The following is a 15,263-nucleotide window of genomic DNA, read 5'->3' as shown; positions in this document are numbered from 1 at the left end:
GAGGAGAAGAATTGGAAAAGATGATCGAAGTGAAACATCTAAGTAAAAGCTACGGCAGCAAACTTTCTCCCGTCAAAGCCTTAGATAATATCTCATTCACAGTAGAAGAAGGCGAGTTTGTTGGGATTATGGGCCCAAGTGGTGCAGGAAAGACAACGCTGATGAATATCTTGTCCACGATCAATTTGCCTACGATGGGCAGTGTCTCGATCCAAGGAAAAGAAATCACAAAAATGAAAAACAGTGAGCTCAGTGACTTTCGTCGAAAAAAACTAGGATTCATTTTTCAAGAGTTCAATTTGATCGATACCCTAAATGCAAAAGACAATATCCTATTGCCCCTAGCAGTTGAACGGATGACTAAAGAGGAAATGGAAAAGAGAGTAAGACATGTAGCTCAATTGTTGAATATAGAAGAACTGCTCAAACGGTATCCCGATGAACTTTCTGTCGGACAGAGACAACGAATTGCAGCTGCTAGAGCACTTGTTGTTCAGCCACAAGTGATTTTTGCAGATGAACCAACTGGCTCTTTGGACTCGAAGTCGGCTACAGAATTGTTGAACTACTTGAAGACCATGAATCAAAAAGAAAAAGCAACGATACTGTTAGTCACCCATGATCCATATACAGCAAGCTACTGCGATAGAATTTTATTTATTAAAGATGGTGTGATTTTTTCTGAAGTTGTCAGAAGAGGGACAAGAAGAGAGTTCTTTGAGAAAGTAATAGACATGCAGGCGACGATTGGCGGAGGAGGAAAAATGAATGCTGTATAAACTAGCCGTTAAAAGTTTTTTTCGGCAGTCACGAGGCTATCTTGTTTATTTTTTCAGTTTGACTTTATCCGTAATGATCTATTATTCCTTCAGCGCAATGACCTACGATCAATCTTTAGTCAGAAGAGCAAGTCAAGATACTTCGATAGATGGTGGATTGAGTTTTGGTGGATTTATCATTACTGTTGTTTTGCTTTTTTTCGTATTCAGTGCCAACCGATTTTTCTTGAATAGAAGGCAAAAGGAAATAGGCATCTATCAGCTTTTTGGTATGAATAAACTGCAGATATCAGGTATATATGTGTTAGAAATCATGATAATTGGATTGTTCGCCTGTATTTCTGGGATATTACTCGGTATTATTTTTTCCAAACTCTTTTCAATGATTTTGGTTCGAATGATGGATATGGATCTTACTAGTCCATTTTTTATCTCCATTCCATCAGTAGTAGATACTTTATTTGCTTTTTTCATCATCCTTTTAGCAGTATCTGTATATTCAATATGGAAAATATGGCGCTATCCAATGATTCGAAGTTTTGGAGAAAAAGAACAAGCAGATAGTTCAACAATGCGCTTCAGGACAAGGCACCGATTACTCGCAGTCATCGGGTTACTACTTTTAACGAGCGGATATTTTGGAGCTAGTCATTTTAGGGAAATCACTTCATGGATGATCAGTTATCATTATCTTGATACATTAGTTTTCTTTTTTCCTTTTTTAATTTTTTTCGTTTGTGTGGTCGGTACTTATTTGTTTTTCTGTTATACATTTCGGTTATTTTTGATCATATTGAGTAAATGGAAGATTTATTACTATGGTATCAATTTTTTGATAATGGGTAACACGCAAGTTCATTTGCTCAAAAGTTGGCGTACAAATTCTCTGATTACAGTCATTCTCGGAATTTCTTTAATGACAATTGGCGGCACGGCTAGTATCTCTACTATTTTATCCTACCAGGAGAAAGTTTCCTCCCCGATGGACTATCAGTTTGATGTTGAGACAGAGAAAAAAATCAAGCCGATTCTAGCAGAGGAAGGGCAGAAGATAACTAAAGAAATCACCTTGCATTATAAAGTCATTGGGAGTATCTATAGTCAAAATCTCGAAGAACCTATGTTTCAAACTGCTAATCTGATCACGGAAACACAATATCAAGCCTTCAGAAAAGTTAATCCAGATTTGCCGAACATTTCTTTGAAATCACCTGGTCATACTGTTTTGCTTGATCAAATGCAAACTCTTTTTCGGAATATTTCATTATATGGATCTAGTATTGGACTGCCAGATAATCAAGAATTGAAGATTCAACAAATGCTTCCAAGTGTATTAGGTGACGAAACAATGGTATATCTAAGTCCTGTACTGATTGTAGATGATACCGTTTTTGAAAAAGCAAAAGGTGTGGATTATCAAGTAGTCAATGTAGATGTATCAGGTGGAAATAATGAAAAAATAGATGAACGACTGAGCAATGACCTGTCGATAAAGTGGCTCAATGCTGTTTATTATTCTTATGATATCGTAAATGGAAGTCTACAAGGAGAAATTAGCACAAAGAAACTTCCGGATGACCAAATGAAGGAAGCACAATTTAGCCAAGAAAGCTCTCGTTTGAATTTCTCTTCCAGCTATTCGAAATTGCGTGCAGTTAATCGGCGAATCGGTATCAATATTTTTGTCACACTATTTGTCGGGATGATCGTGATTATTGCTACTGGTAGTATTTTGACAGTCCGGCAATTAGCAGAAGCAGAGGAAGAAAAAGAAAATTATCACCTATTGACTAAGCTGGGGATTCCACAAAGAAGGATCAGACGGATGATCTTCGAGCAAAACGCACTTACCTTCTTTCCACCCATGATATTAGGGATCACTCACGCAGTATTTGCAATCAATGTCTTCACTCAGTATATAAAAACTGCCGATTACTGGTTGGCTTATCTTGTGAGTGGCTTATTGATCCTTATCTATCTTTTGCTTTATGTCATTACGAGTCAGTTATATTGTCGGATTATCGAGGAATGATATACGGAATAAGACAAGATAATAAATAGAACTAAATTTTGAATACCATTTATTTGGAATAAGAGGTTGTGACACGATTTTTGTCACAACCTCTTTATTTTTTATATTTTTTAAAAGTACGAGAAATTATAAAGAAAAAAGCAGTGATTTGATGTGCTATTTTTATAAAAGCTATGTGACAAAACTGTTAGTAAAAAAACGGTTTCTGTAAGCTAGACACATGTTTCTTTTTGTCAAAATTAGTTACACTTTGTGTGAGGTTATATGAGGAGGGAATCCAATGAACAAATGGCGTTCTAATCCAAAATTGAATTATTGGGGAAAATTCATCATTCGAACAATTTTTTATAGTGCAGTACTGCTGTTCCTGATTTATCTGTATCACTATAAAAATATTCAAGGAGGAACTTTTATCTATAACGAATTTTAGGAGGAAGAGTATGGAAATCAAAACGATTATTGAAGCAATCGATGATTGGGGAATAAATGAACCTGATCGAGTTGCTTATCAGGCGGATGAGACGCATACTTTTGGTGAATTGAAACAAGCATCAGACGCACTTGCTTATTATTTAGAAAAAAAGGTAGAAGGCGATGGACCAATTGTCGTTTTTGGCAATTTGGAGTTTGAAATGATTGTCTCATTTCTAGGGGTTGTCAAATCTGGCCATGCCTATTTGCCGATTGAAGAGCATACACCCAAGGAGCGTATCCTATCGATCTTTCGGGTGGCTAAACCATCTATGGTCATCAGTATCGGGGACTGGATAGAAGATATTCCTTCGGTTCCTGTCATAACAAAAAAAGAATTTCAAGAAATCAAGAAGATACCAGTAGGATTTTATCCCAGAAATAGCGTAAAAGGTACAGAAAATTTTTATATTATTTTTACTTCTGGTACTACTGGAGAACCAAAAGGCGTACAAATCAGTCATGATAATCTAGTCAGCTTTGTTCAATGGACGATGGAAGACTTTGGGATCAAGCCTGGTATGCATTTCTTAGCCCAAGCGCCATTTTCTTTTGATTTATCGGTATTTTCTATTTATCCTGCATTAGTTTCTGGCGGAATGCTGAAGCCGTTAAATAAAGCAGTTGTTCAAGACTTTCGTCAATTATTCGCGACATTGCCAGCCTTGAAGTTGAATGTGTGGGTTTCTACTCCATCATTTATGGATATTTGCTTGATGGAACCTACATTCAATGGAGAAAATGTGCCGGAATTGGACATGTTTTTATTTTGCGGAGAAGAATTGACGAAAAAAACTGCAGAAAGTCTACTTGATCGATTCCCAAATGCACGGATATATAATACTTACGGTCCAACAGAAGCAACTGTAGCTATTTCAAGTATTCAGATTGACCAGCATGTACTAGATAGTTATGACCGACTACCGATTGGCTACGTAAAAAAAGACACGAAAGTTTCTATTGTCCAAGAAGGTAAACCTGTTTCAAAAGGAGAAACGGGTGAAATCATTATTGCAGGACCAAGCGTATCAAAAGGTTACCTGAACAATCCCGAAAAGACAGCTGCTGCGTTCTTTTGTCAAAATGACTTAGCAAGTTACCATACAGGGGATGCAGGTAGACTAGATGAAGATGGGCTTTTATTTTATGAAGGACGTATGGATCAGCAGGTCAAATTACATGGATACCGGATTGAACTCGGGGATATCGAACATTATCTGCTCCAAGACAACCGAATCAAACAAGCTGTCGTCGTACCAAAATACCAAGGAACAAAAGTACAGCAGCTGGTTGCTTTTGTCGTATTAGAAAACAAAACGAAACAGCCGGATTTTCAGTTGACTAAATCTATCAAAGAACAATTACTAGAAGTTGTGATGGATTATATGATTCCTCAGAAGTTCCATTATGTCGATCTGCTGCCTCAGACAGTTAATGGAAAAATCGATCGAAAAAAATTAACAGCTGAGGTGAATCCTGAATGATGTTACCTCATATGATCCCTTATGCAGAGCCGTTTTATTTTTTTCTTTTAGCCATTGCGCTTGTACCGATCGTTCTATCTTTATTGATATGGGAAAAAAGATTACCAGTTTATCAATCAGCAGTGACACTTTTCTTTTTATTTGTCAGCTTTGGAGGTAATTATTGGCAACAGGGAGCGGCGCTGATTGGGTATGTTTTGTGGCAGACGATACTTGTATGGGGCTATTTTGTTTATCGGCAAAGGAAAAATCAGACAGGATGGTTTTTTGCCGCCGTTATTTTAGCGATAATTCCACTGTTTTTAACGAAAGTGACTCCTTTTTTTGAACATGGAAAAGCATCGTTACTTGGTTTTTTAGGAATCTCTTATTTAACCTTTAAATCTGTACAAATGATCATGGAAATAAGAGATGGCATGATCAAAACATATAAGCCATTTCGTTATATCCAGTTTCTGCTGTTCTTTCCAACAATCTCTTCTGGACCAATCGATCGCTATAGGAGATTTGAAAAAGATCAGCTCCATCCGCCTGTTCGTGATAAATATGTTGATCTTTTGGGAAAAGGCGTCCAAAATATTTTTGTCGGTTTTTTATATAAATTCATTATCGGTTATTATTTTGGTCAAGTACTGCTTCCTGTAGTGGGACGCATTGCCTTACAGCATGGTGGTATTTCATGGGCATTAGTAGGTTATATGTACGTGTACAGTATGTATTTGTTTTTTGATTTTGCTGGCTATAGCTTATTTGCAGTCGGTACAAGCTACATGATGGGATATCAGACACCAATCAATTTCAATAAACCTTTTTTATCATGGAATATCAAAGAATTCTGGAATCGTTGGCATATGACGCTGTCCTTTTGGTTCCGTGATTATGTATATATGCGATTGATGTTCTTCATGATGAAGAAAAAATTTTTTAAAAGCAAGATCGTAATGTCAAATATCGGTTATTTTGCTTTGTTTCTTCTAATGGGTATATGGCATGGATTTACGTGGTACTACATCGTATATGGACTGTATCATGCTTGTCTGATCTGTCTGACAGATGCATGGATCCGATTTAAGAAGAAGCATAAAGAGCAGTTGCCTTCTAACAAATTTACGCATGGCTTAGCCGTATTTTTGACATTTCAAGCAGTATGTTTTAGCTTCCTGATTTTTTCAGGATTTTTAGATAAACTTTTTTTTAGCTAACGAATAGTGACATATTAATTTATATAACAAAGGAGAAAAGGAAAATGGAAGAACAAATTTTATCAATCTTAGAAGAAATAACAGGAACAGATGAAGTAAGAAAAAATCGTGATATTGATCTATTTGATGAAGGGTTGCTTGATTCTTTAGCATCTGTTCAATTATTAGTCGAGCTAGACGGAGAGCTGGATATCCAAGTCCCTGTATCTGAATTCGAGCGAGAGGATTGGAGCACACCGAATAAAATCATTCAACAAGCAACTGCATTGAAGGGTTGAGTATGAAAAAGAAACTTTTTGCTATTTTCGGCCCGGTTGTTTTAGCTGTTGGCTTACTGTTTGTGTTTTTTACCTCCTCCTATCAAGTAGATATCTCTAATCCAGAAACGATTAGACGTGCCTCTTCTTCCATGTCAGTGAACGTGTTGAAAGGAGATGCGATAAAAAATTATGCATTATCTGAAAAACAATATATTCCTTTTTTTGGCTCAAGTGAATTAAGCAGAATCAGTCCATTTCATCCGTCTGTTCTGGCAGAAAAATACCAGCGAAACTATCGTCCATTTTTGCTGGGAGCACCCGGGACACAATCGTTAAGCCAATATATGATGATGCGTTCTGCAGGAGATGCTATGAAAAACAAGAAAGTCGTCTTTATTATTTCTCCTCAGTGGTTCGTTAAAAATGGTGTAAAAACTGATTACTTTAATACGTATTATTCTGAACTTCAAACATACGACTGGTTGTTTTCAATGAAGAAAGTAACGCCTGCTGATCGCTATTTAGCTAGAAGATTATTAACTTTCTCAAAAGTAAAAGAGAATGATACGTTGACGGCGATTCTGCAAACGATCAAAAAAGGGAAGCTACCTTTACCTGAATCTTTGAATCAGCTGCGCAGCCAATGGAACATGCTGAAGAGAGAGGATGAAGTATTCAGCAATATTGGGTTGAAAGATCGACAGCAAAAAATCGATCATGAGTCAAAACGATTACCAAAACAATACCAAGAAACAGAATTATCCATTTTAGCAAATCAAATTGGAGAACGAGAAACGACGAATAATCCATTCGGGTTGAAAAACGATTTTTATACGCATCGTATCCGAGCCCACGAGCCAGAGCTCAAACAGTCACAAAAAAATTGGGATTATCGTTTTTCGCCAGAATTTTCTGATTTTCAGCTGGTCTTGGATCAATTAGCAAAAAACCATAACGAAGTATTGTTCATCATCCCACCGGTTAACGAGAAATGGAGCGATTATACCGGACTATCTCAAGAAATGTTACAAGGATTTGCCAAAAAGATCAAATTTCAATTAAATAGCCAAGGATTCAATCGAATAGCTGATTTTGTCAATCAAGCGGGTACCAACTATTTTATGGAAGACACGATCCATCTAGGCTGGAAAGGCTGGTTGGCTGCAGATCAACAGATCAGACCGTTTTTAGAAGAAAATCATATTACTGCTAGTAAGTATCATCTTGACGATGCTTTTTTTAGCAAATCTTGGCAACATCAAATACCAGATAAACTACAATTAAAATAAAGAAAACAGGCGAGTGTTGCTCGCTTGTTTTCTTTATTTTTGAATATTCTGAATAAAAGATAAAAATACCAAGTTTGCCTGAACAAAAATCATAAGCAATGGTATAATCACAATATGAATATAGAAATGGGGGAAAACATTTGGATACAAAAGAAGAACAGCTACTTATTGATTTAACTTCTGCAAAAGGAGTACCTGGAAATGAAGAAGAGGTAAGAGAAGTATTCAGAGAATATGCCAAACCATTCGCTGATGATATTTTTTATGACGGTTTAGGCAGTGTGATTGCCAAACATGGTGCTGGCGGAGGCCCCAAGGTCTTTATTTCTGGACATATGGACGAAGTTGGTTTTATGGTAACAAAAATAACCGAAAAAGGATTCTTGGAATTCCAAACTCTTGGAGGTTGGTGGGGGCAAGTCATGCTTGCTCAGCAAGTTGAAATCAAAACACGTGAAGGGAAAATCGTCCACGGTGTGATTGGTTCCAAACCACCACATGTTTTAACACCTCAAGTAAGAAATAAACCTTATGAAATAAAGGATATGTTCATTGATATTGGCGCATCAAGCCAAGAAGAAGCCAAAGAGTGGGGCATACGTCCTGGAGATATGGTCACTCCATATATTGAATACAAACGAATGAATGGCAGTAAATATTTACTGGCAAAAGCATGGGATAATCGTATCGGGACAGCTGTTTCTCTGCGAGTATTAGAGAATCTATCTAAAGAAGCACACCCAAATGTTTTATTCGCAGGAAGCGATGTGCAAGAAGAAGTAGGCTTGCGAGGTGCTCGAACAAGTACACACCTTGTAAATCCCGATATTGCTTTTGCTTTAGATACTGGTACAGCAGGAGACACTCCAGGAATGACACCAAAAGAAGCAGATTCGATTTTAGGAAAAGGCCCACAGATTTTGATTTTTGATGCATCTATGATCCCGCATAAAAAATTATTGAATTTTGTTATTGATGTAGCAGAGGAAATGGATATTCCATTCCAATATACAGTGATTTCTGGCGGAGGAACTGATGCAGGACAAATGCATTTGACAAGAGATGGTGTTCCGTCTGTAGCCATTACCGTTCCTGTTCGTTATCTGCATTCCCATACATCAGTGATTCATGAAGATGATTATTTGAATACAGTGAAACTAGTCACAGAATTAGTGAAACGGCTTGATAGTGAAACAGTTGAAAAAATTCGGAGTTATGAATAATGAATAATAGAATACCTATTTCTGAATATCGGAAAAAAGCACGAGTTTCTTTGGAAAATCAATGGGGAATCAATACTTGGCTTGTTTTCTTATCTATAATATTTACGAGCGTCATCCAGAACTTTTTTGACGGTTTCAGTCCTTTTCCGGAAGAAAGCATGCAGCAGCACTTATTGAGTTTTCTAGTCGATAATTTACTTTTATTCGCATTCAACTATGCATTGTTTTACATTGCGCTAGTAGTTGTACGGGGTGGCAGACCAAAAAGTAACCTTTTATTTTCAGTTTTCCAAAGAAAGTATTTTGGTTCGATACTTGGCATCAATTTGATCAATTCAGTCATCAACTGGCTACTCAACAGTTTAATCTTTCTGCCCATGTTTTTAATCAGCGGAGTGAGTACTTATATGCAGCTGCTTTTCAGTTCAAATGCGGTACCTACGGGTGTCATGCCAGAAGATTTTCTTGATATCAGCTTTGTTTTATCGATGATAGGGATGATTTTTGTTTCAGCACTCATCATGAGTATTGTTGGCGGTTTATTCCAATTTGCTGCATGGACAAAGTTCGACTATCCTGATTTGTCGGTTATTCAATGTTTGAAATATGGCTGGTTTTTATTGAAAGATAGAATTGGTACGTATATTTTGTTGCAGCTGTCTTTTATCGGCTGGTATTTGCTAGGAGCAATCGCTTTGTTCATCGGTCTTTTGTGGGTCATTGTTTATGTGAATGTGTCAGTTGCAGAATTTTATGAACAAGCACGGATTGAAAAAGGAGGTCCAGACGCCTATTTTACTTAGCATGTAAGCAGTTTATTCATCAAAAAAATAACTTTTGTGGTAGGATAAATCTTTGAGGGGGAATGTACGATGAAATTAACTGTTTTAGGATGCTTAGGAGCGTATCCTTATAAAAATCAAGGGACAACAGGTTATTTGCTTCAATCTGACGGGTTCAATTTGTTGATCGATGCAGGTAGTGCTACGCTGATCAAATTACAAGAACACCTTGATCCACTTGATCTAGATGCTGTGATCCTTAGCCATTATCATCATGATCATATTGCTGACCTTGGTGTATTACAGTATTACTGGCAACTTCATCCTAAGAGAAATCCGGAGACATTGCTTTCAATTTATGGACACACAAAAGATTCCATTCACTTTGAAGAATTGACGTTGGAAAATGTCTCAAAAGGACATCCTTATTTTGAAGCTGAAGAATTAAAAATTGGTCCTTTTCTGATTACTTTTATGGAAACAATCCATCCAGTAGTATGTTACGCCATGCGTATCGTAGAAGAAACAACGGGGAAAGTATTCGTATTTACAGGTGATTCAGGTTATTTGGAAAGTTTCGCTGATTTTGCGAAAGATGCTGATTTGTTTCTAGCAGATACCTATCTTTTTGAAGGAAATGAACATCATCATGCCCATTTCACTTCAAAAGAAGCTGGAGAACTTGCGAAATCAGCTAACGTAAAGAAACTTGTACTTACACACCTACCTCAGTTTGGTGATTTAGAACAATTGAAAAATGAAGCGCAAAAGGCAGCAGGCAAAGGGATTGATATAGAACTTGCTGCAGTTGACAAAGTGTTTAACATTTAGGAGGAAGAACATGATTTTTGTACCAAATGAAAACCACGACCCAAGAATCAATTTAGCAATTGAACAATATTTGCTGCAAGAAATGCCTTTAGATGAACCTATTTTGCTCTTTTATATCAATGAACCTTCAATCATCATCGGCAGAAACCAAAATACGCTTGAAGAAATCAATCGAGATTATGTGGAAGAAAATGGCATTCATGTTGTCCGTCGCTTAAGTGGAGGCGGAGCTGTCTACCATGATTTTGGAAACCTGAACTTTAGTTTTATCATGCCTGATGATGGGGATTCATTCCGTGACTTTGCGAAAGTAACACAGCCAATCATCCAAGCACTTCATGAATTGGGTGTTGCTGGGGCGGAATTGAAAGGCCGAAATGATCTAGTCATTGATGGCATGAAATTTTCTGGCAACGCGATGTATGCTACCAACGGTCGGATGTTTGCTCATGGAACAATTATGTTCGACTCTGATATCAATGAAGTAGTCAATGCATTAAAAGTAAAAAAAGACAAAATCGAATCAAAAGGAATCAAATCGATCCGTTCTCGTGTAACGAATATCAAACCATTTCTTCCAGAAGAAAAGCAAAAAATGACAACAGAAGAATTTCGTCAAGAAATCTTGTTGAAAATTTTCGGCGTAGAGTCAGTAGAAGAAGTAAAAACGTACGAATTGACTGATGAAGATTGGAAAAAAATCAATCGAATCTCTGAGGAATATTATCGAAATTGGGATTGGAATTACGGGAAGTCTCCAGATTTCAATTTCTCTCGCCAAAAACGTTTTTCTATCGGTTCGATTGAAGTCCATTTGAATGTCTCAGAAGGAATGATCAAAGAAGCAAAAATCTTTGGCGATTTCTTCGGACTAGGAGATATCTCTGACGTGGAAAAAAAATTGGTTGGACAGAAATATGATAAAGCATCTCTATCAAAAATAGTCAGCCAAATTGATGTGAAGAAATATTTTGGTGCGATAGAACCAGAAGAATTGCTTACCTTACTTTATTGAAAATAAAAAATAGCGGAATCCACATATATGGATTCCGCTATTTTTTATACAGGATTCGGGTAATTTCGAGAGAGTTGAACAGTGATCCGATCAATGAAAGTATCTTTTTCCTGCGTTAGTGTTCCTGTGTAACGATCCGCTACGTCTTTCATCATCATTAAGTCAAAACGTTCCTGATCATCTAATTCTTCTGTGATGCCTCGACTAAATAGGTTTGTATCGTAATGTGCACTATGTTCGCAACAAATGACGAAATGTTCCTCTTGTTCGTGTATCGACAAATAAATTTTTCGATACAGTGGATTTTCGATGGCATGAGTTTCTCTAAAGGAATGCTCTAAAGCGTGGATCAAAAGTTGAGCCAGATCGTCATCGTTGATAGGAAGTTCTTCGGGAAGATCTGCTTGGAAGGTTATCTGAATATTCCGTTTGGCAGATAACTTCTGGTAACGCGCTAAGATAAGATTTGTCACCTGGTGGTTGCAAAAAGAACACAGCATTTCGAAATTTTTTGCTTCTTCTAATATCTTTTCCACATAGTTTTTAGCTTTTGTTTGGTCCGTATGCATTAAATCTTGCAGATTCTCCATCTCTTGGACAAATTCCAGGCGAAGTGTATTTACTTCTTGGATATGCTGTCGAAGCTGCTCATAATGTTGCTCCAACAAATCATTTTTGATTTTTAAGAAATCTACTTGTCTCCGATCTTTGTCGGTATTTAAGATGTGATCGATTAGATTGTAGCTGATAATAACGATTAGAATGATAATATATAAAATCGTAGACCAATTGATCGTTGTTTGATAGATACCTAATGCCGTTTGGATGTAAATCAAGCAATGGATAATGGCTACCAAGACGATCCAAGGTGTACAAGCTACATAAAAACGGTTATTCTTATATGCTTCGCCAATGCATGCAAGTGAAGTGACTAAAGTGCTTATAACACTAGCAATATTAGCAATCGGCATTAATTCAGGAAGTTCTGCAGGAGTAAAAGTTGCATAAAGCAGAACGCCGATAAAAATCAAAAGTTGGAACGTACAAAAAATTCCGTACCATTTTTTATAGTAAAACATTCGGCTCCAATAGTAGCAGATGATGAAAGCTGACGTTAAGATAATAAATAAATGAGATAAAAAAGAATGAACGAATGGTTCAAAAAGAATACCACTTAAAATATCTTCTGATACAGCTTCAAATCCTAATGCCAAAGCAAAGCAACTTAAGAGAATAAGTGAGTATTCAAGACGTTTTTGTTTATACATCAAGTAGATCGTATAGAAAAAGGTCCCTATAGCGATAAAAACAGCGATTATCATCGTCAATACTTGCGGCACTGATTGTGAATAAATAAAACTAATCAATGGTCCAGTTGTTCCTAGATAAACTTTCGGTGGCAGTCCAGCATAGTTCTGATAAGGAGATGAGACTGTAAGGGTCAATTTTTTTCCGATATAATTTGCTGGTAAATCTATCACAGCCAATGAGAGTCCGGGATTGCTTTCTTCCTGATAATCTTTCCGTTGGTATAAAATCTTTTCGCCTAGATATACAGTAATCCATTGATGGTTTCCTTTGATTAGTAAATTTGCTTCGTCCAACGGTTTTTCAAGTGTCGTTTCCATAATGAATGTTTCGTCTTTATCCACGGTAGGAATCGTACGAGTGTACTTGCTGTCAAACTTAAAATCAGGATCATCTTTTGTATAGAAAACCCACGAATCTTTTATTTCTTTCATTTGATTGCTGTCCGCAGGAGAAAAAATAAAATAAAAGAAATAAGCAATTCCTGTTAAAAATAACAATGATAATATAATGATTATGCTCCACTTTATACGTAAATAAAAAGATTCTTTTTTATTATATATGTTATTAAAAAAAGACATAAAGGTATTCCTTTCTAAAACTTGTAATGTTAGGGTAAACGTTTTTTAAACTAACGTCAATTATTTATAATAAAAAATGAGATAAAGATGAGGAAATAGAATTAGAAACATATAATTATTAAAGGGAAACATTTTTACAGCTATAATTTGAAAAAAATTTATCGTTATTATATGATTAAGAAGGATTGAATAAAGAAAGAAGTTGAAAACGATGCCTGATTACAAAAAAATAACTTTTATAAGTTCTATAACGTTGATTATATTTTTAATTCTTATTCTTCTCGTCGTCTTGGTTCCCCGAATTTTTGGTTTGACTCCTTATATTATTGAGGACAAAGAAATGAGTCCATATTATGCACAAGGAAATCTGATATATGTACGACCGAAAAATACAAATGAGATTTTAGTCGGAGATATTATTACATATTATGAAAATTCAGGAAAAAAAATCTCGACGCGTCGCGTAATAGCCGTTGAAAACAACCACGAAGATTTTTATACAAAAGCTGATACAAAGACTTATATTGAGCCTGGAGTAGTAAAAAAGAGAAATATTATCGGTAGTCCCATCTTTCAGATTCCATATATTGGACTAGTCCTTTCAAAAACGGCATTTGCATGGATTCAGGGGTTATTCTTTACGATTGCTTTTTGCCTAACAGGAATCACAGCATGGAATACCTTTGTAGAGTTGAAAAAGAAGCGGAGACGAACACAGAAATTTTTGTAAGAATGTTAAAAACATAAATGTATTCCAGAGATCCAACGACTCTTCTGAACATGAAACACGAGAAAACACTCATGCAGCTTGTAGATTTAGTCAGTTGTTCGTATAATGTGTGAAGAGGAGGAGTAGTATGCGCAATGAAATGATGCATCGTCCTGTAGTCAAAGAAGAACTATTGGATTTTATGCGTACCCAGCAAAAAAAATTACCGGGTGAGCTAGGCAAACTGGAAGAAGAAGCTCATGTAGCAGAAGTACCAGTTATTCCCCATGAAACAGTTGTATTTTTGAAATTTTTACTTGGACAGCTTCAGCCTGAACGAATCTTGGAGATCGGAGCAGCTATCGGTTTTTCATCAAGTGTCATGGCCACGACAATCGGAGAAAACGCTCATGTTACGACAATTGATCGTTTCGATGTCATGATCGAGAAAGCTAAAAAAAACTATGAACGTCTAGGACTGACAGATAAAGTGACTTTGCTTGAAGGTCAAGCAGCAGATATCTTGCCGGAGTTGTCTGGTCCGTATGACTTTATTTTTATGGATAGTGCAAAATCAAAATATATTGAATTTTTACCTGAATGCTTACGTTTGTTAAGAAAAGGTGGCGTTTTGATGGTAGATGACATCTTCCAAGGAGGAACGATCTTGCTCCCAGATGAAGAGATTCCCCGTGGCAAACGAGCTATCCATCGTAAATTAAATGAATTTCTTCGTGTTGTGATGGATCATCCCGATTTGACATCGACAATCTTGCCATTAGGTGATGGTGTGATCTTAATGACAAAGGAATCAGAAACAATCGAGTTGTGATACATGATTATGGCAGCCTGTAGATAATCGATTGAATTGAGGGCTCAATTCGAACTTGATGTAAAAGTTTCTATATTTGTAAGTCAATTAAAGGATACAGGAAATCTAAATAAACAGGAGTAGCATGAAGTCAATGTAGCTCCTGTTTTCAATTGATAACCTTAGAACAGCTGAAGGAGAATGTCTCGTTTTAAAAGATTGATTTAGTAGTTGGGCCAAAATAATTCATTATTTGCTAATTAAATAACTATTTCGTATTGACAGAAGCAATTTAATTATCTATAATTATTGATGTTCCGCTGATTCTTGTCATAGTAGCTCAGCTGGATAGAGCATCCGCCTTCTAAGCGGACGGTCGGGGGTTCGAATCCCTCCTGTGACGCTAAAAAACCGTTAGAAACTGAGGTTTCTAACGGTTTTTCTTTGTTTTTTGTGCCAATATTGTTTGTTTTCAAAGGCAAATAA

The 15,263-nt window shown here is 36.5% G+C and carries 14 protein-coding genes and 1 tRNA gene; 14 read left to right on the top strand and 1 reads right to left on the bottom strand.

The window, feature by feature from the left end; all coding sequences use genetic code 11:
* Positions 1–11 precede the first annotated feature (11 nt).
* The 11 genes from PYW34_RS09210 to PYW34_RS09160 all read left to right on the top strand — a co-directional run bounded on the left by PYW34_RS09210 (position 12) and on the right by PYW34_RS09160 (position 11,368).
* On the top strand, positions 12–779 hold the full coding sequence (locus PYW34_RS09210; protein WP_002304285.1) for an ABC transporter ATP-binding protein: 768 nt from the start codon (positions 12–14) through the stop codon (positions 777–779).
* On the top strand, positions 769–2,811 hold the full coding sequence (locus PYW34_RS09205) for an ABC transporter permease (RefSeq protein ID WP_002288087.1): 2,043 nt from the start codon (positions 769–771) through the stop codon (positions 2,809–2,811). The genes PYW34_RS09210 and PYW34_RS09205 overlap by 11 nt, the downstream gene beginning before the upstream one ends.
* A gap of 280 nt (positions 2,812–3,091) precedes the next feature.
* Entirely contained in the window at positions 3,092–3,241 is a 150-nt protein-coding gene (locus PYW34_RS09200; protein WP_002288113.1) for a teichoic acid D-Ala incorporation-associated protein DltX, read from the top strand.
* A gap of 10 nt (positions 3,242–3,251) precedes the next feature.
* Entirely contained in the window at positions 3,252–4,766 is a 1,515-nt protein-coding gene (gene dltA / locus PYW34_RS09195; RefSeq protein ID WP_002294033.1) for a D-alanine--poly(phosphoribitol) ligase subunit DltA, read from the top strand.
* Positions 4,763–5,968, top strand: coding sequence for a D-alanyl-lipoteichoic acid biosynthesis protein DltB (gene dltB, locus PYW34_RS09190; RefSeq protein ID WP_002333274.1), 1,206 nt, complete (start codon positions 4,763–4,765; stop codon positions 5,966–5,968). Before dltA ends, dltB begins: the two co-directional genes overlap by 4 nt.
* A 44-nt stretch (positions 5,969–6,012) precedes the next feature.
* Positions 6,013–6,246: a D-alanine--poly(phosphoribitol) ligase subunit DltC gene (dltC, locus tag PYW34_RS09185; RefSeq protein ID WP_002288092.1), complete on the top strand. Its 234-nt coding sequence runs from the start codon at positions 6,013–6,015 to the stop codon at positions 6,244–6,246.
* Positions 6,247–6,248: 2 nt separating this feature from the next.
* Positions 6,249–7,517 carry a D-alanyl-lipoteichoic acid biosynthesis protein DltD gene (gene dltD, locus PYW34_RS09180; RefSeq protein WP_002288094.1) on the top strand — a complete coding sequence of 423 codons (1,269 nt, stop codon included), beginning with the start codon at positions 6,249–6,251 and terminating at the stop codon, positions 7,515–7,517.
* A gap of 140 nt (positions 7,518–7,657) precedes the next feature.
* Positions 7,658–8,740 (top strand): M42 family metallopeptidase, encoded by a 1,083-nt coding sequence (locus tag PYW34_RS09175; protein ID WP_002288096.1) that lies wholly within the window; start codon positions 7,658–7,660, stop codon positions 8,738–8,740.
* Complete coding sequence (locus PYW34_RS09170; RefSeq protein WP_002288098.1) at positions 8,740–9,543, top strand: DUF975 family protein; 804 nt, start codon at positions 8,740–8,742, stop codon at positions 9,541–9,543. Before PYW34_RS09175 ends, PYW34_RS09170 begins: the two co-directional genes overlap by 1 nt.
* Before the next feature lie 69 nt (positions 9,544–9,612).
* Complete coding sequence (locus tag PYW34_RS09165) at positions 9,613–10,353, top strand: MBL fold metallo-hydrolase (protein WP_002288100.1); 741 nt, start codon at positions 9,613–9,615, stop codon at positions 10,351–10,353.
* A 10-nt stretch (positions 10,354–10,363) separates the two neighbouring features.
* Positions 10,364–11,368 carry a lipoate--protein ligase gene (locus tag PYW34_RS09160; protein ID WP_002288102.1) on the top strand — a complete coding sequence of 335 codons (1,005 nt, stop codon included), beginning with the start codon at positions 10,364–10,366 and terminating at the stop codon, positions 11,366–11,368.
* A gap of 44 nt (positions 11,369–11,412) precedes the next feature.
* Here the strand turns inward: PYW34_RS09160 and PYW34_RS09155 are convergent, their stop codons facing one another.
* Positions 11,413–13,257 (bottom strand): hypothetical protein, encoded by a 1,845-nt coding sequence (locus PYW34_RS09155; RefSeq protein WP_002333275.1) that lies wholly within the window; start codon positions 13,255–13,257, stop codon positions 11,413–11,415.
* Between the two features lie 211 nt (positions 13,258–13,468).
* On the opposite strand from PYW34_RS09155, the gene PYW34_RS09150 reads away from it, so the two are divergent.
* The 3 genes from PYW34_RS09150 to PYW34_RS09140 all read left to right on the top strand — a co-directional run bounded on the left by PYW34_RS09150 (position 13,469) and on the right by PYW34_RS09140 (position 15,180).
* Entirely contained in the window at positions 13,469–13,987 is a 519-nt protein-coding gene (locus PYW34_RS09150; protein ID WP_002299609.1) for a signal peptidase I, read from the top strand.
* 127 nt (positions 13,988–14,114) lie between these two features.
* The gene (locus tag PYW34_RS09145) at positions 14,115–14,798 is read left to right on the top strand and encodes an O-methyltransferase (protein ID WP_002288107.1); all 684 of its coding nucleotides are present in this window, start codon (positions 14,115–14,117) and stop codon (positions 14,796–14,798) included.
* A gap of 308 nt (positions 14,799–15,106) precedes the next feature.
* Positions 15,107–15,180, top strand: a tRNA-Arg gene (locus PYW34_RS09140).
* Positions 15,181–15,263 lie beyond the last annotated feature (83 nt).

This window comes from Enterococcus faecium (assembly GCF_029023785.1).
Classification (GTDB): domain Bacteria; phylum Bacillota; class Bacilli; order Lactobacillales; family Enterococcaceae; genus Enterococcus_B; species Enterococcus_B faecium.
The sequence above is the reverse complement of the archived record's forward strand: the minus strand, read 5'-3'. Positions and strand labels throughout refer to the sequence as shown.